The 16976-nt window shown below is 72.3% G+C and carries 17 protein-coding genes; 8 read left to right on the top strand and 9 right to left on the bottom strand.

Features of this window, described 5'->3' with window-relative positions; all coding sequences use genetic code 11:
* Window positions 1–231 precede the first annotated feature (231 nt).
* From HCC30_RS18650 to fabF, 5 genes are all read left to right on the top strand, one after another.
* The gene (locus tag HCC30_RS18650) at window positions 232–1395 is read left to right on the top strand and encodes a helix-turn-helix domain-containing protein (RefSeq protein WP_169443725.1); all 1164 of its coding nucleotides are present in this window, start codon (window positions 232–234) and stop codon (window positions 1393–1395) included.
* A 100-nt stretch (window positions 1396–1495) separates the two neighbouring features.
* Window positions 1496–2428 carry an ACP S-malonyltransferase gene (locus tag HCC30_RS18645; RefSeq protein ID WP_169443724.1) on the top strand — a complete coding sequence of 311 codons (933 nt, stop codon included), beginning with the start codon at window positions 1496–1498 and terminating at the stop codon, window positions 2426–2428.
* A 19-nt stretch (window positions 2429–2447) separates the two neighbouring features.
* A complete protein-coding gene (locus HCC30_RS18640) occupies window positions 2448–3482 on the top strand; it encodes a ketoacyl-ACP synthase III (protein WP_169443723.1) in 1035 nt (344 codons plus the stop codon).
* Between the two features lie 83 nt (window positions 3483–3565).
* Window positions 3566–3814 carry an acyl carrier protein gene (locus HCC30_RS18635; RefSeq protein ID WP_169443722.1) on the top strand — a complete coding sequence of 83 codons (249 nt, stop codon included), beginning with the start codon at window positions 3566–3568 and terminating at the stop codon, window positions 3812–3814.
* Window positions 3815–3929: 115 nt separating this feature from the next.
* On the top strand, window positions 3930–5192 hold the full coding sequence (gene fabF / locus HCC30_RS18630; protein ID WP_169443721.1) for a beta-ketoacyl-ACP synthase II: 1263 nt from the start codon (window positions 3930–3932) through the stop codon (window positions 5190–5192).
* A 77-nt stretch (window positions 5193–5269) separates the two neighbouring features.
* On the opposite strand, the gene HCC30_RS18625 is transcribed toward fabF, so the two are convergent.
* The 3 genes from HCC30_RS18625 to HCC30_RS18615 all read right to left on the bottom strand — a co-directional run bounded on the left by HCC30_RS18625 (window position 5270) and on the right by HCC30_RS18615 (window position 7781).
* Entirely contained in the window at window positions 5270–6220 is a 951-nt protein-coding gene (locus HCC30_RS18625; protein WP_169443720.1) for a beta-ketoacyl-ACP synthase III, read from the bottom strand.
* A gap of 70 nt (window positions 6221–6290) precedes the next feature.
* Window positions 6291–7175, bottom strand: a complete 885-nt coding sequence (locus HCC30_RS18620; protein ID WP_169443719.1) for an NAD(P)-dependent oxidoreductase — start codon at window positions 7173–7175, stop codon at window positions 6291–6293.
* A 108-nt stretch (window positions 7176–7283) separates the two neighbouring features.
* Window positions 7284–7781 carry a DUF3145 domain-containing protein gene (locus HCC30_RS18615; protein WP_346776684.1) on the bottom strand — a complete coding sequence of 166 codons (498 nt, stop codon included), beginning with the start codon at window positions 7779–7781 and terminating at the stop codon, window positions 7284–7286.
* A 497-nt stretch (window positions 7782–8278) separates the two neighbouring features.
* Here HCC30_RS18615 and HCC30_RS18610 point away from each other — a divergent pair, with 497 nt between their 5' ends.
* Both HCC30_RS18610 and HCC30_RS18605 read left to right on the top strand, forming a co-directional pair.
* Window positions 8279–9238, top strand: coding sequence for a GDSL-type esterase/lipase family protein (locus HCC30_RS18610; protein ID WP_346776683.1), 960 nt, complete (start codon window positions 8279–8281; stop codon window positions 9236–9238).
* A 59-nt stretch (window positions 9239–9297) separates the two neighbouring features.
* Window positions 9298–9924 (top strand): TetR/AcrR family transcriptional regulator, encoded by a 627-nt coding sequence (locus tag HCC30_RS18605; RefSeq protein ID WP_169443717.1) that lies wholly within the window; start codon window positions 9298–9300, stop codon window positions 9922–9924.
* A gap of 53 nt (window positions 9925–9977) precedes the next feature.
* Here HCC30_RS18605 and secD read toward each other — a convergent pair whose 3' ends face one another.
* From secD to HCC30_RS18585, 4 genes are all read right to left on the bottom strand, one after another.
* Window positions 9978–12293 (bottom strand): protein translocase subunit SecD, encoded by a 2316-nt coding sequence (gene secD, locus HCC30_RS18600; protein ID WP_169443716.1) that lies wholly within the window; start codon window positions 12291–12293, stop codon window positions 9978–9980.
* A gap of 106 nt (window positions 12294–12399) precedes the next feature.
* Window positions 12400–12840: a hypothetical protein gene (locus tag HCC30_RS18595; RefSeq protein WP_169443715.1), complete on the bottom strand. Its 441-nt coding sequence runs from the start codon at window positions 12838–12840 to the stop codon at window positions 12400–12402.
* Between the two features lie 251 nt (window positions 12841–13091).
* A complete protein-coding gene (locus tag HCC30_RS18590; RefSeq protein WP_169443714.1) occupies window positions 13092–13520 on the bottom strand; it encodes an organic hydroperoxide resistance protein in 429 nt (142 codons plus the stop codon).
* Window positions 13521–13655: 135 nt separating this feature from the next.
* Window positions 13656–14693 carry an NADP-dependent oxidoreductase gene (locus HCC30_RS18585; RefSeq protein ID WP_169443713.1) on the bottom strand — a complete coding sequence of 346 codons (1038 nt, stop codon included), beginning with the start codon at window positions 14691–14693 and terminating at the stop codon, window positions 13656–13658.
* Window positions 14694–14785: 92 nt separating this feature from the next.
* On the opposite strand from HCC30_RS18585, the gene HCC30_RS18580 reads away from it, so the two are divergent.
* Complete coding sequence (locus tag HCC30_RS18580) at window positions 14786–15277, top strand: MarR family transcriptional regulator (RefSeq protein WP_169443712.1); 492 nt, start codon at window positions 14786–14788, stop codon at window positions 15275–15277.
* Window positions 15278–15312: 35 nt separating this feature from the next.
* Here HCC30_RS18580 and HCC30_RS18575 read toward each other — a convergent pair whose 3' ends face one another.
* Both HCC30_RS18575 and HCC30_RS18570 read right to left on the bottom strand, forming a co-directional pair.
* On the bottom strand, window positions 15313–16530 hold the full coding sequence (locus HCC30_RS18575) for a helix-turn-helix domain-containing protein (RefSeq protein WP_169443711.1): 1218 nt from the start codon (window positions 16528–16530) through the stop codon (window positions 15313–15315).
* 15 nt (window positions 16531–16545) lie between these two features.
* On the bottom strand, window positions 16546–16779 hold the full coding sequence (locus tag HCC30_RS18570) for a hypothetical protein (protein WP_169443576.1): 234 nt from the start codon (window positions 16777–16779) through the stop codon (window positions 16546–16548).
* Window positions 16780–16976: the final 197 nt, after the last annotated feature.

The following is a 16976-nucleotide window of genomic DNA, read 5'->3' as shown; positions in this document are numbered from 1 at the left end:
CCCGTCCGGCGGGAGCCGCCCACCGGGCCCCCGCACCGCCCCACGCCCCGCGCACCCCACCCGATAAGGCAGGCTTGTCCCGTGCCCGAACCCCAAGACCCCGCTGAGTCTGCCCAGCCCTCCGAACCGTCCGGACCCTCGTCGTACCCCGCGGATCCCCGCGGCGGCACGGCGCCCGAGGGGGAGCCGTCCGCCGCGGACGGACCCGCGGGTTCCGGGCGCCCGGAGCCCGTGGAGCACCCGCACAAGGCCACGCTGCGGCGGCTCGAACAGTCGTCGGGCAAGCTCGCCGCCGCCGCGATCGCGCGCATGGACGAGCAGTTGCCGTGGTACCGCGCGATGCCGCCGGAGAACCGGTCCTGGATCGGACTGGTCGCGCAGGCGGGCATCGCGGCCTTCACCGAGTGGTTCCGGCACCCGGAGACCCCGCAGGCCATCAGCACCGACGTGTTCGGCACGGCTCCGCGCGAGCTGACCCGCGCCATCACGCTGCGGCAGACCGTCGAGATGGTGCGCACCACGATCGAGGTCGTCGAGACCGCGATCGACGAAGTGGCCGCCCCCGGCGACGAGTCCGTGCTGCGCGAGGCCCTCCTCGTCTACGCGCGGGAGATCGCCTTCGCCACCGCGCAGGTGTACGCGCAGGCCGCCGAGGCCCGCGGCGCCTGGGACGCGCGGCTCGAATCGCTCGTCGTCAACGCGGTGCTCTCCGGCGAGGCCGACGAGGGCGCCGTCTCCCGCGCCGCCGCGCTCGGCTGGAACTCCCCCGAACACGTCCTGGTCATCCTCGGCACCGCGCCGGACGGGGACAGCGAACTCACGGTCGAGGCCATCCGCCGCGCGGCCCGGCACGCCAAGCTCCAGGTGCTGACGGGCGTGCTCGGCAACCGTCTCGTGGTGATCGCGGGCGGCAGCGACGACCCGTTGCGCTCGGCGAAGTCCCTGATCGGGCCGTTCGCGCCGGGCCCCGTGGTCGCCGGCCCGGTCGTCGGCGACCTGCTGTCCGCCACCGGCTCGGCACAGGCCGCAGCCGCCGGGCTGCGCGCCTGCGCGGCCTGGCCGGACGCCCCGCGCCCGGTGCTCGCCGACGACCTGCTGCCCGAGCGCGCGATGGCGGGCGACCCCGCCGCGCGGGACCTGTTGGTGGAGGAGATCTACAGACCGCTGGAGGAGGCCGGTTCGGCGCTGCTGGAGACGCTCAGCGTCTACCTGGAACAGGCCAGCAGCCTGGAGGGCGCGGCCCGGATGCTGTTCGTGCACCCCAACACCGTCCGCTACCGGCTGCGACGTGTGACGGATGTCACCGGATGGTCGCCGTCGGACGTCCGTTCCGCCTTCACGCTGCGTATCGCGCTGATCCTGGGGCGCCTCACGGACTTCGGCAGCAATCCCTGAGCCGGACCATCGCCCTTGTCGAGGGTCCACAATTCCCCTGACGGTTCTTCGTATCGGTCCCCACCGGCGGGGACCACAGACCACAAGAGAGAGTGAAAGGGTGCTCGTACTCGTCGCTCCCGGCCAAGGCGCTCAGAAGCCTGGCCTCCTGAAGCCCTGGCTCGACCTCCCCGGTGTCGCGGACCGCCTCGCCGCCTGGTCGGCCGCCATCGACCTGGACCTGGTGCACTACGGCACCGAGGCCGACGCGGACGCGATCCGCGACACGGCCGTGGCCCAGCCCCTGCTCGTCGCCTCGAGCCTCGTCTCCGCGAGCGCGCTGCTGGACGGCGTCAAGGCCGACGGCGTGCCCGGCGCCACCGCCGGCCACAGCGTCGGCGAACTCGCGGCCGCCGCACTCGCCGGCGTGCTCTCGCCCGCCGACGCGATGTCGCTGGTGCGGACCCGCGGCAAGGCGATGGCCGAGGCCGCCGCCGTCACCGAGACCGGCATGTCCGCCGTCCTCGGCGGCGACCCGGACGAGGTCACCGCACACCTGGAGAAGCTCGGCCTCTCCCCCGCGAACGTCAACGGCGGCGGGCAGATCGTCGCGGCCGGCACCGCCGAGCAGCTCGCGGCGCTGGCCGAGGACAAGCCCGAGAAGGCGCGCGTGATCCCGCTGAAGGTCGCGGGCGCGTTCCACACGCAGCACATGAGCCCCGCCGTCTCCGTCATGGAGAAGGCCGTCGAAGGCGTCACCGCCAACGACCCTTCGGTGCCCTACGTCTCCAACCTGGACGGCACCGAGGTCGCCTCCGGCGCGGACGTCGTGCGGCGGCTCGTGCACCAGATCTCGGCGCCCGTCCGCTGGGACCTGTGCATGGAGACGTTCCGGAAGATGGGCGTCACGGCGATGATCGAGGTCTGCCCCGGCGGCACCCTCACCGGGCTGGCCAAGCGCGGCCTGCCGGGCGTGAAGACCCTGGCAGTGAAGTCCCCCGACGACCTGGACGCGGCCCGCGAGCTCCTCGCGGAGCACGCGCCCACTGCCTGAGCCCAAGGAGAGCCCGAGCATGACAGCGAAGATCAAGCCCCCCAAGGGTTCCCCGTACGCGCGGATTCTCGGCGTCGGCGGCTACCGCCCGACCCGCGTGGTGCCGAACGAGGAGATCCTCAAGCACATCGACTCGTCCGACGAGTGGATCCGCTCCCGCTCCGGCATCGCGACGCGGCACTGGGCCGGCCCCGAGGAGACCCTCGCCGAGATGACCCTGGAGGCGGCGGGCAAGGCCGTCGCCGACGCCGGGATCACCGCCGACCAGGTGGACGCGGTCATCATCTCGACGGTCTCGCACTTCAAGCAGACCCCCTCGATCGCGACCGAGATCAGCGACCGGATGGGTGCGGGCAAGGCCGCCGCCTTCGACATCAACGCGGGCTGCGCCGGCTTCGGTTACGGCCTGACGCAGGCCAAGGGCCTGATCGCCGAGGGCAGCGCCACCTACGTCCTGGTCGTCGGCGCCGAGCGGCTCTCCGACCTGACCGACCTCACCGACCGCTCCACCGCCTTCCTGTTCGGGGACGGCGCGGGCGCCGTCGTCGTCGGCCCGTCCGAGGAGCCCGCGATGGGCCCGTCGGTCTGGGGCTCCGAGGGCGACAAGGCGGACGTCATCTCGCAGACGGTGGCGTGGGACGAGTTCCGCATCGGGGACGTCTCGCAGCTGCCGGTCGACGCGGACGGCGAGGTGAAGTTCCCCGCCATCCGCCAGGAGGGCCAGACGGTCTTCCGCTGGGCCGTGTTCGAGATGGCGAAGGTGGCCCAGGAGGCGCTGGACGCCGCCGGGGTCTCCCCCGAGGACCTGGACGTCTTCATTCCGCACCAGGCCAACATGCGGATCATCGATTCGATGGTGAAGACTCTCAAGCTGCCGGAGCACGTCGCGGTCGCCCGTGACGTGGAAACGACCGGCAACACCTCGGCCGCCTCCATCCCGCTCGCGATGGAGCGGATGCTGGCGACCGGGGAGGCGAAGAGCGGCGACACCGCGCTCGTCATCGGATTCGGGGCGGGTCTCGTCTACGCAGCGATGGTCGTTACCCTCCCATAGTCAAGATCCACGCAGCTCCGACAAAGAGGTCGGGGCCGCGCGGCAGAACCACCCTCACCGCAACACACCGAAGGAGCGCCGCAATGGCCGCCACGCAGGAAGAGATCGTCGCCGGTCTCGCCGACATCGTCAACGAGATCGCCGGCATCCCGACCGAGGACGTCGAGCTCGGCAAGTCCTTCACCGACGACCTGGACGTCGACTCGCTGTCCATGGTCGAGGTGGTCGTCGCCGCCGAGGAGCGCTTCGACGTGAAGATCCCGGACGACGACGTCAAGAACCTCAAGACGGTCGGCGACGCGACCGACTACATCCTCAAGCACCAGAGCTGAATCATCAGTTGACGCGTTTGTCGCCACCCTGCGTGCATCCCCGGGACGACGTCCCCGGGGGCACCGGCAGGGTGGCCCAAACGGTTCACCCCCTACCAGTGGAGACAGGAATCCTGTGAACGCGACCCAACACTCCGTGGTCGTCACCGGTATCGGCGCAACCACACCGCTGGGTGGCGACAGCGCATCGACCTGGGACGGCCTGATCGCCGGGCGCTCCGGTGTCGCACGGCTCGAGGACGAGTGGGCCGCCGAGCTCCCCGTCCAGATCGCCGCCCGTGTCGCGGTGGAGCCGACCGAGACGATCCCCCGCCCGCAGGCCCGCAAGCTGGACCGCTCGGCGCAGTTCGCGCTGGTCGCGGCCCGTGAGGCGTGGGCGGACGCGGGCTTCACGGCCAAGGCGGGCGAGGACACCTCGGTGTCCCCCGACCGTCTGGGCTCGGTCGTCGCCTCCGGCATCGGCGGCGTCACGACGCTGCTCGACCAGTACGACGTGCTCAAGGAGAAGGGCGTACGCCGCGTCTCCCCGCACACCGTGCCGATGCTGATGCCCAACAGCCCCAGCGCGAACGTCGGCCTGGAGGTCAACGCCCGCGCCGGTGTGCACACCCCGGTGAGCGCCTGCGCGTCCGGCACCGAGGCGATCGGCTACGCGATCGAAATGATCCGCAGCGGCCGCGCCGACGTCGTCATCGCCGGCGGCACCGAGGCCGCCATCCACCCGCTGCCGGTGGTCGCCTTCGGCAACATGATGGCGATGTCCAAGAACAACGACGACCCGCAGGGTGCGTCCCGCCCGTTCGACACCGACCGCAACGGTTTCGTGCTCGGCGAGGGCGCGGGCGTGATCGTGCTGGAGTCCGCGGAGCACGCCAAGAAGCGCGGCGCCCGGATCTACGCCGAGGCCGTCGGCCAGGGCGTCTCGGCGGACAGCCACCACATCACGCAGCCCGAGCCCAGCGGCAACGGCATCGCGCTCGCGCTGGAGAACCTCGTGGCCGGCACCGACCTCGAGGCCGCGCAGATCCAGCACATCAACGCGCACGCCACCTCCACCCCGCAGGGAGACATCGCGGAGCTCAAGGCGCTGCGCAAGGTCTTCGGCGACGACGTCGACCACATGGCGCTCTCCGCCACGAAGTCGATGACGGGCCACCTGCTGGGCGGCGCGGGCGGCATCGAGAGCGTCGCCTCGATCCTGGCGCTGTGGAACCGCACCGCACCGCCGACGATCAACATCGAGAACCTCGACCCCGAGGCCGATGCCGACATCGTCCGCGACAAGCCGCGCGCGCTGCCCGAGGGCACGATCGCGGCGCTCAACAACTCCTTCGGCTTCGGCGGCCACAACGTCGTCCTGGCCTTCCGTACGGTCTGACGTCCGGCTCGTACAACAACACGCGTGAGGGGCGGCCTCCCAGGAGGCCGCCCCTCACGCGTGTGTCCGCCCTCGGCTCACGGACAGGCGACGACCTGCCCGGCCCAGGACAGGCCGCCGCCGAAGGCGAAGAGCAGAACCGGCGCACCGGCCGGGATCTCCCGCCGTTCGACGAGCTTGGCCAGCGCGAGCGGCACCGAGGCGGCCGAGGTGTTCCCCGACTCGACGACGTCCCGGCCCACCACGGCCCGGGTGGCGCCGAGTTGGCGGGTGACCGCCTCGATGATCCGCAGATTGGCCTGGTGCGTGACGACCCCGGCGAGCTCCTCGGGCGCGACGCCGGCCCGCTCGCACGCCTCCCGCGCGAGCGGCGCGAGGAAGGTGGTCGTCCAGCGGTAGACCGCCTGGCCCTCCTGCGCGAAGACGGGCCGCCAGCCGCCCTCCTCGTCACCGATCCGTACGGCGTCGCTCTTCGTCGGGTCCGAACCCCAGACGACGGGGCCGACGCCGGGCTCCTCGGAGGCGCTGAGCACAGCCGCGCCCGCTCCGTCCCCGAGCAGCACGCAGGTGGAGCGGTCGCTCCAGTCGGTGATGGCGGACATCTTGTCGACCCCGATGACGAGCGCGTGCCGCGCCGCCCCCGCGCGGACGGAGTGGTCGGCGGTGGCGAGGGCCGTGGTGAAGCCCGCGCAGGCGTTGTTGAGGTCGAAGGCCGCGGCGGCGGGGATGCCGAGCCGCCCGGCGACGCGTGCCGCGACGGACGGGCAGCGGTCGGTCTCCGTGCAGGTGGCGACCACGACCAGCCCGATGTCCGCCGGGTCCGTACCGGCCGAGGCCAGGGCCTTGGCCCCTGCCTCGGCGGCCATGTCGGTCACGGTTTCCGCGTCCGCGATCCTGCGGGTGACGATCCCGGTGCGCTGCCGGATCCACGCGTCACTGGTGTCCACCGTGCGCGCCAGGTCGTCGTTGGTGACGACCCGTTCGGGCTGGTGGCGGCCGAGTGCGGTGAGACGTGTTCCAGGACTCATGTACCAAGGGTGGTGCCGAGGGGCACCAGTCGGTGTTAGCGACCCCCGACAAGACTTCCGTGTCTTTCTGTCAGCCCTGCGACCGCCCGTCGTCGAAGCTCGCGTAGTACGACGCCGCCATGTCCTCCTGCCCGTGGCCCTGTTCGGCCGCGCGGCGGAACCGCTCGGCCCCGGCCGCGGTGACGTCGAGCCGTACCCCGGCGGCCTCGCCCGCCGAGACGATGAGCCGGCTGTCCTTCTCCGCCGTCGTCACCGCGAACGAGGGGCTGAAGTCGCCGGACCCGATGACGGCGGCCTTCGCCCGGAGGTACCCCATGTCGAGCGGCCCGCCGCCGACGGCGTCCAGGAAGGACCGCGGGTCGACGCCCAGCCCCTCGGCCAGCGCCAGCGCCTCGGCCACCCCGTGATTGACGGTCAGTACCCAGGTGTTGCAGACGAGTTTGAGGCTGCTGGCGTCCCCGGGCCGCTCGCTGACCCAGACCGTGCGGGAGCCGACGGCGCCCAGCACGGGCGCCAGCCGGTGCCGCGCGGTGTGCGGCCCGGAGGCGAGGACGACGAGGTCGCCCGACTCGGCCGGTCCGCGGGTGCCGAGCACGGGGGCGTCGACGAGGACGAGCCCGTAGTCGTGGGCCAGCCCGTCGAGGTCGCGCAGTCCTTCGGTGCCGGCGCTGGTGCTCTGCATCCACAGCGTTCCCGCCCGGAGGCCGGGGGCGGCGGCGCGGATGATCTCGGCCGTGGTCGGGGCGTCGTAGAGCATCGTGAGCACGATGTCCGCGTTCTCGACGGCTTCGTCGGGCCGGTCGGCGACGCGGGCCCCTTCGTCGGCGAGCGGTGCGGACTTGGCGCGGCTGCGGTTCCAGACGGTCACGTCGAGCCCGGCCCGGCAGAGGTTGCGGGCCATGGCGGCGCCCATGATCCCGGTGCCCAGGACGGCTACGGAGATGCGGTCGGTCATGCGACGCACGCTAGGTCATTCCGGGCCGTACGCGTCGGCGGCTCACAGCCGGTTCCGCCGGTGACGGGCTCTCATTCCTCCTGGCGGCGACCGGCGTCGGGCTCCCGCTCAGACGACCTGGTGCAGCCAGCGGACGGGGGCGCCTTCTCCGGCGTACCGGAACGGCTCCAGCTCGTCGTCCCAGGGCTTGCCCAGCAGACGGGAGATCTCCGCCTCCAGGTCGGTCTCTCCGCTGCCGGAGCGGGCGATCGCGGCGCGGAGGCGGTCCTCGGGGATGAGGATGTCGCCGTGCATGCCGGTGACGGCGTGGAAGATCCCCAGGTCCGGGGTGGAGCTGTAGCGTTCGCCCTCCGCCGAGCGGCAGGGTTCGGCCGTCGTCTCGAAGCGAAGGAGGTGCCAGCCGCGGAGCGCGGAGGCCAGCTTCGAGGCCGTGCCCGGGTCGCCCTGCCAGGAGAGTTCGGCACGCCAGGTGCCGGGCGCGGCGGGCTGTCTGATCCAGTCCAGGCTGACACGAGTGCCAAGGACTCCTGCCACGGCCCATTCGACGTGCGGGCACAGCGCGCGGGGCGCGGAATGCACGTACAGAACTCCACGTGTCGTCGTCACCGGGACCTCCAGTGCGGTTCGAGGGTCGCCTACACCAGCGGCCTCGACTGCCTACCGGTCACGCGCCGGTTCGGCGCCTGACATTCTGCACCACCGGCCACTTCCCTACCAGCGTCCGAGGTTACGAATAGTAAACACCATTGCCATCAATTCTCCCCGAAAGGGACATGAAGTGACGCGATGTAATATTTAGTTGTCGCTGCCGTCCCCGGCCTTCGGTGACGTCGCGTTCACGGTCCTCACAGCCGCGCACGTCACGCGGCCCGGAGGCAAAGCTATCGTGCCGCTCCGGGTGGCGGGTGACGTACCGTCGGAACTACACCGGCGGACGCGGCCGGGACAACCGAACAGGCCCGGGAACAGCGGTGGACGGGAGCGAATCCGTGCCGGAAAGTCCGGAGAATCCGAAGAACCGGAACGGGAAAGCCCCGGTGGAAGGCGAACCGGAGAGCCGGATTCCGCGACCTGGGGGCAACCGCGGTGAGCGGAGCGGCGGAGTGGGGAAACGTGCCCTCGCGATCGGTTCCGGTGCCCTCGCGCTCCTCCTCGGGCTGACCCTGGCGGCGGCCTGCGGCAGCCCGGGTGGCGGAGCGCATGAGGGGCGTGACCAGCCCTCCGCACGCCCCTCCGATGCGCAGTCACACTCTTCTCCCGGGCCGCACTCCCCCTCGGCTGCTCACTCCCCGTCGTCAACCACGGGCTCCCGGGACCGCTCCGGATGGGACACCTCGCCCGACTCGCTCGCGGCCGTGGGCGACTCCATCACCCGGGGATTCGACGCCTGTTCACTGCTCTCGGACTGCACCGCCGCGTCCTGGGCCACCGGCTCCGACGACGGCGTGCGCTCCCTCGCGGGCAGGCTGCTGGACGACCCCGCGGCGCAGAGCTGGAACTACGCCGTCAGCGGCTCGACGATGGCCGGCCTCGCGTCGCAGATGAAGCGCGCGGCGGCCAGGGATCCGGACCTCGTCACGGTGATGACCGGGGCCAACGACGCCTGCCGCCCGGACGTCGAGGGCATGACGAGCGTGCCCGAATTCCGCGAGGGCTTCCGGCGGGCGCTGCGGACGCTGTGGGACGAACGGCCCGACGCGCAGGTGTACGTGGCGAGCGTGCCCGACCTGAAGCGGCTCTGGTCCGTCGGGCGGGACAGCCAGGAGGCGCAGCGTGCCTGGAAGTTCGGGATCTGCCGGTCGATGCTGGACGCGCCGCGGTCGGTGAGTGCCGCGGCGACGGAGCGCCGGGACCGGGTGCGTGAGCGCGTGATCGCGTACAACGGTGTGCTGCGCGAGGAGTGTGCGGAGCACACGCGTTGTCGGTACGACAACGGCGCGGTCTTCTCGTACCGCTTCACCGAGCGGGAGTTGAGCCCCTGGGACTGGTTCCATCCGGGACGGGCCGGGCAGCGTGAACTCGCGGCGCTGGCGCACCGGGAGATCGTCTCGCCGAGGCCGTGAGGGGAGTTGGGCGGACGCGCGCGTGTCGTAGGCTGCCCGGACGTCGGGAGGGAGGCGCGGTGGCAGGCAGCGGTCGGCCCAGGCACAGGGCGCGGGGCGAGGAGCGCCGGCAGGAGATCCTCCGGGCGACGTTCGAGGTCATCGCCGAGCGGGGCTACCGGGGTACGACGCTCGCCGCCGTCGCCGAACGGGCCGGGCTCACCCAGCAGGGGCTGCTGCACTACTTCCCGACGAAGGAGGCCCTGCTCGTCGCCGTGCTGGAGGAACGCGACGCCTGGGACACCGGCGGTGCTCCCGCGCGCGAGGAACGTCACGGTGCGGAGCGCGTCTGGCCGTTGGGCAATCTGGAGACGCTCGTCGAGTACAACGCGATGCGTCCGGCGATCGTCCGGACCTTCTCCGCACTGCTCGGCGAGAGCGTCACCGACGACCATCCGGCGCGGGACTACTTCACCGAGCGCTACGCCTGGGCACGCGAGGCGTTCGCCGCGACGCTCCGGCAGGAGTACGGCGAGCGGCTGCCGGGCTCCGGGCTCACCCCGGAACAGGCCGCTCCGCTGATGGCCGCGGTGATGGACGGGCTGCAGTTCCAGTGGCTGCTGGACCCGGAGGCCGTGGACATGCCCGCGTCCTTCCGCCGCTTCCGCGCACTGCTCGGCGACGTACCGGAGCCCGGCGCCACCTGAACGTGCGGCGGGGAGCGCGCGGACGGTGCGTCCGCGCGCTCCCCGGCTGCCGGCTATACCCCCACGGTCTCCTTCCGCGTGTTCTTCGGGCTGCCCTTCCGGGCGCGTGACCCGCGCTGCTCCAGTTCGATCGCGATCGGGGCCGCCGTGAACATCGACGACCAGGTGCCCGCACCGGTACCGATCAGCAGTGCCACGGCGAAGTCCGTGAGCGTGTCACCGCCGAGCAGGGCGAGCGCGGCCAGGATGAACACGGCGCCCATACCGGTGTTGACGGTGCGCGGAACGGTCTGCAGCAGGGCGTGGTTGACCACGTCGGCGAACGGTTTGCCGCGCCGGGCCGCCCACAGCTCCCGCACCCGGTCGAAGACCACCACCGAGTCGTTGACCGAGTAGCCGATCACCGTCAGCAGGGCGGCGAGGAAGACCCCGTCGATGGGCTTGCCCAGCCAGGCGAACACGCCGATGAGCACGATCACGTCGTGCATCAGCGCGACCACCGTCGCGGCGCCGAAGGTCCAGCGGAACCGCACCGCGAGATAGAGGAGTTGCGCCGCGAGCGCGACACCGAGGGCGATCAGGGCTCCGGTGCGCAGCTCCTCGCCGAGGCTGGGGCCGATCAGCTCGTCGCGCACCTTTTCCGCGCCCTGGCCGAGGTCGCTGACCGTCTTGGTCACCTCGTCCTCCTCGGCCTCGGTCAACGGGTCCGTGCGGACGGTGAGTTCGCCGTCCGACGCGTCCCCGCCCCCGCCCTGGGAGCTCTGCACCTGGGCCTGCGGGTATCCGGCGTCGGCGAGCGCGGAGCGCGCCCGGTCCGGGTCGACCTGCTGGGTCGTCGTGTACTCGATGAGCCGTCCGCCGGTGAACTCGACGCCGAAGTCCAGCCCCCGCACCAGGATTCCGGAGCCGGCGAGCAGCAGCGCGACCGCCGAGGCGGCGAGCCAGCGCCTGCGGTACCGCATCAGGTCCGGCGCACGGCGGGTGATCCACTCGCGGACGCGTCCGACACCGGCGATCCCGGACATGCGGTGCCGTCCCCGTACCGGGCGGCGGGTGACGGCGAACTCCGCGAGCGCGCGGGTCACCACCAGGGCGCTCACCATCGAGGCGAGCACGCCGAGCGACAGGGTCACGCCGAAACCGCGCACCGGGCCGGAGGCGAGGAAGAACAGCAGGCCGGCGGCGAGCAGGGTGGTGATGTTCGAGTCGAGGATGGCGCTCAGGGCGTTGCGGAAGCCCGACGCGAGTGCCGAGCGCAGGCTTCTGCGTCCCGGCCTGGCCGCCGCGTACTCCTCGCGGGCCCGTTCGAAGACCAGCACGTTGGCGTCCACCGCCATGCCGATGGCCAGCACGAATCCGGCGAGTCCCGGAAGGGTGAGGGTGGCGCCGATCGCCACAAGACCGGCGTAGGCGATCACCGCGTAGCAGACGAGGGCGAGGGCCGCGATGCCGCCGAGCAGGCGGTAGACGTAGGTGACGAAGAGCGAGGTCAGGCCGATGCCGATGACCGCGGCCCAGGCGCTGTCCTCGATGGCCTCGGCGCCCAACGTCGGGCCCACGGTGCGCTGTTCGAGCGTCTCGACGGGGACGGGCAGTGCGCCGCCGCTGATCAGCAGGGCGAGGTCGCGGGCCTCCTGCTGGTCGAAGCTGCCGGTGATCTCGGTCGATCCGCCCGCGATCCCGGCGCCGCAGCGGACCGAGGGGTTCACCTCGGGCGAGGAGATGACCTTGTCGTCCAGCACGATCGCGACGCGGCGCGTCGGGTCACCGGGCGGGGCGCACGCGGCCTCGCCCGTGAGGTCGGCCCAGGTGTCCTTGCCCTTGCCCTTGAAGTCGATGGAGACCGTCCAGCCCGGGCCCTTCTGCGGGTCCGTGCGCGGGTCGGCGCCGCCGACCCCCTCGCCGGTCATCTCCGGGGGACCGAGACGCAGGACGTTGCCGTTCTCGTCCGGGACGCGGCGCTCGCCGTCGGCCTTCTCGGTCTTCCCGGGTTCCTCGGTCTCCTTCTTCTTGGGCTCGACGCCCAGGACGGGGTGGAAGGTGAGCTGCGCTGTGCGCCCGAGGACCTCCGACGCCTCGCGCGGGTCCTGGAGTCCGGGCAGTTCGACGATGATGCGCCGGTCGCCGGAGCGGGTGATCTGCGGTTCGCTCACGCCCAGCGCGTCGACGCGCTGGCGGAGCACTTCGAGGGTGCGGTCGGTGGCCTCCGGGGTGGCCTTGGTGGTGGGTGAGTCCTGGGTCTCCAGGACGATCTGGGTGCCGCCGCGCAGGTCGAGACCGAGGCGGGCGGGGTTGGTCAGGGCGATCCATACGGACAACGCCACTACGGCGAGGGCGAACAGCGCCCTCCACCGGGCAGTACGCGTCACAGTGCGTCTCCCTCAGGCAGCACCCGACGCACCGCGTGGCCGGGGCCGGTCGCGGTGTGCGCGGGTGCGGGAAGTGTGGAATTCCAGAAGTCGCCGAAGGCGACGGTCAGTTGCCTGAGGGAGCGGGCGGGGCCCGTCCGAGGTGACGCGCGCCGCGCAGCAGGTCGCCGTCGGCGACCGGGGTCGCGGGCAGCGGCCGCGCCCAGGGGCGGAGGCGCGGGACGTAGGTCCCTCCGCAGAGGGCAGCGCCGCCGGGGTGGGCGAGATGACGTTCGGAGCCGGTGTCCCGGAAGGCGTGCGGCGGTGCGGCCTCCGCCGCATCGCACACGGACTCGGTGGCGCCGGTTCCGGGGCGGTCGTGGGTTTCGGGACGGTCGTTGTCGTTGTCGTCGGCGGTGGGTGCGGCGACGATGGCCGCGCCCGCGAGGGGGACCGCCGGGGCCGGCACCGCCGGGCCGGGGATGCCGACGCCGAGCAGGACCGCGACGAGGGCGAGCAGCGTGCCCAGGCCGGTGGACACGGCGGCGTTCGGCCGTCGCTCCGTCATGTCCACCTCTCCGTGCTCGTTCCTGCCCCGCGCATGCGGTCGCCCTGCGTGAGGCGTCCTCGCGGTCACCGTACGCAGGGTCACCGTACGCGGGGGTCACCCTGTGGGGCAGCCCAACGCCGGGACCTCGCCCCGTACATGTACCGAGGGCCGCCCCGGCGTGCTGCCGGGGCGGCCCTCCCGCGAACGTTCCGCGCGCGCTGACCGTTCCGCGTGCCCGGCTCCGGGGCCGGGCACGCGGTGGCGCGGGATCAGGCGACGTCGAGGGTGACCTCGATGTTGCCGCGCGTGGCGTTGGAGTAGGGGCAGACCTCGTGGGCCTTCTCCAGCAGCTCCTTGGCCTTGGCCTTGTCCACGTTCGGGATGTTCGCCTCGAGGGCCACCGTGAGGCCGAAGCCGCCGGACGGCGTGCTGCCGATGCCGACCTTGGCGGTCACGGTGGAGCCGGATATGTCGGCGTTCTCCTTGCGGGCGACGACGCCGAGGGCGCCCTGGAAGCAGGCGCTGTAGCCGGCGGCGAAGAGCTGCTCGGGGTTGGTGCCCGCGCCGCTTCCGCCCATCTCCTTCGGCGGGTTGACCACGACGTCGAGCTTGCCGTCATCGGTGGCGACCCGGCCGTCACGGCCGTTCTCGGCGGTGGCGACTGCGGTGTACTTGACGTCGACGGACTGGATGGACATGAATCCTCCTGTTCGGTGGCATGGCCGGCGCTCTCGCGCCCACGAGTCACCGGCCGGTGACGAGCCTAACCGCCCGGCGCCCGGGCAGGCACGGGAGTGCCCGGCCGGGGCCGGTGGCCGGGGATCGGCGGGGGCTCAGGCGTCGAGGGAGACGATCATCTTTCCGGTGTTCTCGCCCTTGAGCATGCCGAGGAAGGCGTCCACGCCGTTCTCGATGCCGTTGACGACGGTCTCGCGGTACTTGAGTTCGCCGGAGCGGATCCAGGCGGAGACCTCCTCGAAGAACTGCTGCTTCAGGTCCGCGTGGTCCATCACGAGCATGCCCTGGATGCGCAGCCGCTTGCCGATGACGAGCGCGAGGTTGCGCGGGGCGGCGGGCGGTTCCGTGGCGTTGTACTGCGAGATCATCCCGCAGATGGTGGCGCGGCCGTGCACGTTGAAGGAGCTGATCGCCGCCTCCAGGTGCTCGCCGCCGACGTTGTCGAAGTAGACGTCGATGCCGTCCGGCGCCGCGGCCTTCAGCTGCTCGGCGACGGGGCCTTCCTTGTAGTTGAAGGCGGCGTCGAAGCCGTACTCCTCGGTGAGCACGCGGACCTTCTCCGCCGAGCCCGCGCTGCCGATGACCCGGGCCGCGCCCTTGAGCTTCGCGATCTGGCCGACCTCGCTGCCGACGGCGCCGGCCGCGCCGGAGACGAAGACGGTGTCGCCCGGCTTGAAGGAGGCCACCTCGAGCAGGCCCGAGTAGGCGGTGAGGCCGGGCATGCCCAGCACACCGAGGAAGGCGGGCAGCGGGGCGATCCCGGGCGAGACCGCGGTGGCGTGCCGGGCGTCGAGCGTGGCGTACTCGCGCCAGCCGGAGTTGTGCAGGACGTGGTCACCGGCGGCGAACTTCTCGCTCCCGGAGGCGAGAACGACGCCGACCGCGCCGCCCTCCATCGGCTCGTCGAGGGGGAAGGGCGGGACGTAGGACTTCACGTCGTTCATCCGGCCGCGCATGTACGGGTCGACGGAGAAGTGCAGATTCCGCACGAGGATCTGGCCCTCGCCGGGGTGGGCGACGGGGGCTTCCCTGAGGGCGAAGTCCGCCGGGGTCGGCCAGCCCTGGGGGCGTGCGGTCAGGTGCCACTCACGGCCGGTGGCGGGGAGGCTGCCGGGGGAGGCGGAAGGCGTCATGCGGAGATCATCCTCCAGAGGTCTTTCAGGAACTGAAACAACCATGCTCCTCGATATTTCATGTTGTCAAGCAACCGGGTACGGTGGTGTCCATGACCGCCAGTGCCGCCCGCGCCTCCGGGCACACCCCCGGAGCCGACGGGCCCGAGAGACCCGATGCCGTCACCCACGAGGTGGTGGAGCTCATCGGCACCGTTGTCGCGCGCTACCACGAGGAGTACGAGCTGGCCGCCGGGCAGCATTCGCTGACCGGCGCGCAGGCGCGGGTCCTCGCGCTGCTCGCGCGCGAGGCGACGCCGATGCGGCAGGTGGCCAGGCAGCTGAAGTGCGAGCCGTCGAACGTGACGGGGATAGTGGACCGGCTGGAGTCCCGCGGGCTCGTCGAGCGGCGTCCCGATCCGGCCGACCGCCGGGTCAAGGTCGCCGCCGTCACGGAGGAGGGCCGCGAGACCGCGGGCCGGCTGCGCGGCTCCCTCGACTTCGCCCGGGAGCCGCTCGCCGGGCTGACCACGGTCGAACGCGCCCTGCTCCGCGACCTGTTGCGGCGCATGCTCGGCGAGGACGTGACGCCCGGAGACGAGTGAGCCCCGGGGCCGCGGGGTTCACCGGGCGCGGGGGTTCACCGGCCGGTGAGTTCGCCGCGCAGGCGCAGGGTGCGCAGCACCATTTCGAGTTCGAAGCGCCGGTCCGGTTCGTCGATGCCGTCGCCCCAGCGTTCCCGGATCTGCCGCAGCCGGTAGCGCACCGTCTGCGGATGGACGCCGAGGCGTGCCGCGACCTCCGGTGCGCCGCCGCGCGTCTCCAGCCAGGCGAGGAGGGTTTCGGCGAGCCGTCGCCGGTGGGCGGGGCCGCAGTCGTCGAGCGGGGCGAGGAGGCGCCGGGTCAGGTCGTCGATGAGTTCCTCGGGCGGCAGCAGGACGAGTGCCTCCATGTGCTCGGTGCAGTCCAGGAGTTGGCCGCCGGGCAGCAGGCCGCGCTCCATCAGCGCGACCGCCGCGCGCGCCCAGTGCAGCGATTTCGCGGCCTGCTCGGGCGGTACGGGCGGCCCCATCGCGCCCGCCCACCCGGCCATGGCGCGGCGCAGCAGTTCGGCGCGTCCGGCCGCCTCGGGTTCCGGGACGACGACGCGCGGCTGTTCGCACTCCATGTCGAGCAGGACGTCCTCGCCGACGGCGGGCGGCACGGCCGAGCGGCCGGGGCGTAACAGGACGGCGACGGCGACGGTGCGGGGCAGCGCCCAGCCGATCCGGGCCGCGCGGTCGGCCAGTTCCTCGCGGGCGGCGCCGGCCGGGTGGCCGTGCCGTTCGGACAGCATCAGGTCGAGCAACCGCCGCTGGAGGCGCAGGCGTTCACCGGCCTGGCGGGCCGCGGCCTCGGCGTAGCCGCGTACGGATTCGGCCACCAGGCCGTCGAGGTAGCGGAAGCCGGCGTCGGCCAGTTCGTACATGGCGGGTGGCGGGATCTCGACCTGGGTGCCGATCTGCGCGAGGCGGCGCCAGGCGAGACGGATGCCCAGCCGGTAGACGGCCTGGAGCGCGTCGAGGCTGCGCCCCTGGAGCACCTCGCCGCGGCCGAACTCCTGGAAGACGCGCGGCGGTACGTGGGGTCCGTCGAGCCCGGTGGAGAGGTGTTCGACGAAGTGCTCGATCGCGCGGCGGATGCCGACGAGCGCCATCGGCTCGCCCGAGCCGTCGACGACGAGGGGCAGTCCGGGGTACTCGCGGCGGATGGCGCGGAGGATGTCCTGCGCGAGCACGGGGGCCTCGGCCAGGGCCCGTTCGGTGAACCGGGCCACCCGCGCCCGCGGCACGTCCTGCCAGGCGGAGCGGGAGGTCACGGCCGTCACCACGGCTCAGCGCTCCACTGCGGAGGCGGAACCGTCCGCTCCGGCGGGTTCGGAAGGCTCCGGCGAGGGCGACGGGGAGTCCGCGCCGGGGAGCTCGTCCGGGGACGAATGGAAGTGCACCAGCGGCACGTTGGGCTGTTCCGGTGTGGCGTCGAGCGCGGCGACGATGCCCAGTGCCGCGCCGATGGCGCAGGCGGCTGCGCCGACGCAGGTGAGCGCGGCTGCGAGGAGTCTGTGCATGGCGGGGCGGACCTCTCTTCGTCGGTACGCACCAGCCCCGCCCCAGGGCCGACCCCTCTCAAGGTGCTGAGTTTCGGGAAGCATTGACGCCGTGTCAAGGCTCGCTCTACGGTTACCGACCCGTACGAGCCTTCACGCTTCGCACCGCTTCTCGACCGTTCGTCTCCGGTTCGTGCACAGATGTGTTCGCCGTTCCG

The organism is Streptomyces sp. HNM0574, assembly GCF_012726235.1.
In the GTDB taxonomy this organism is placed as follows: domain Bacteria; phylum Actinomycetota; class Actinomycetes; order Streptomycetales; family Streptomycetaceae; genus Streptomyces.
This window is presented reverse-complemented; position numbering and strand designations above follow the sequence as displayed.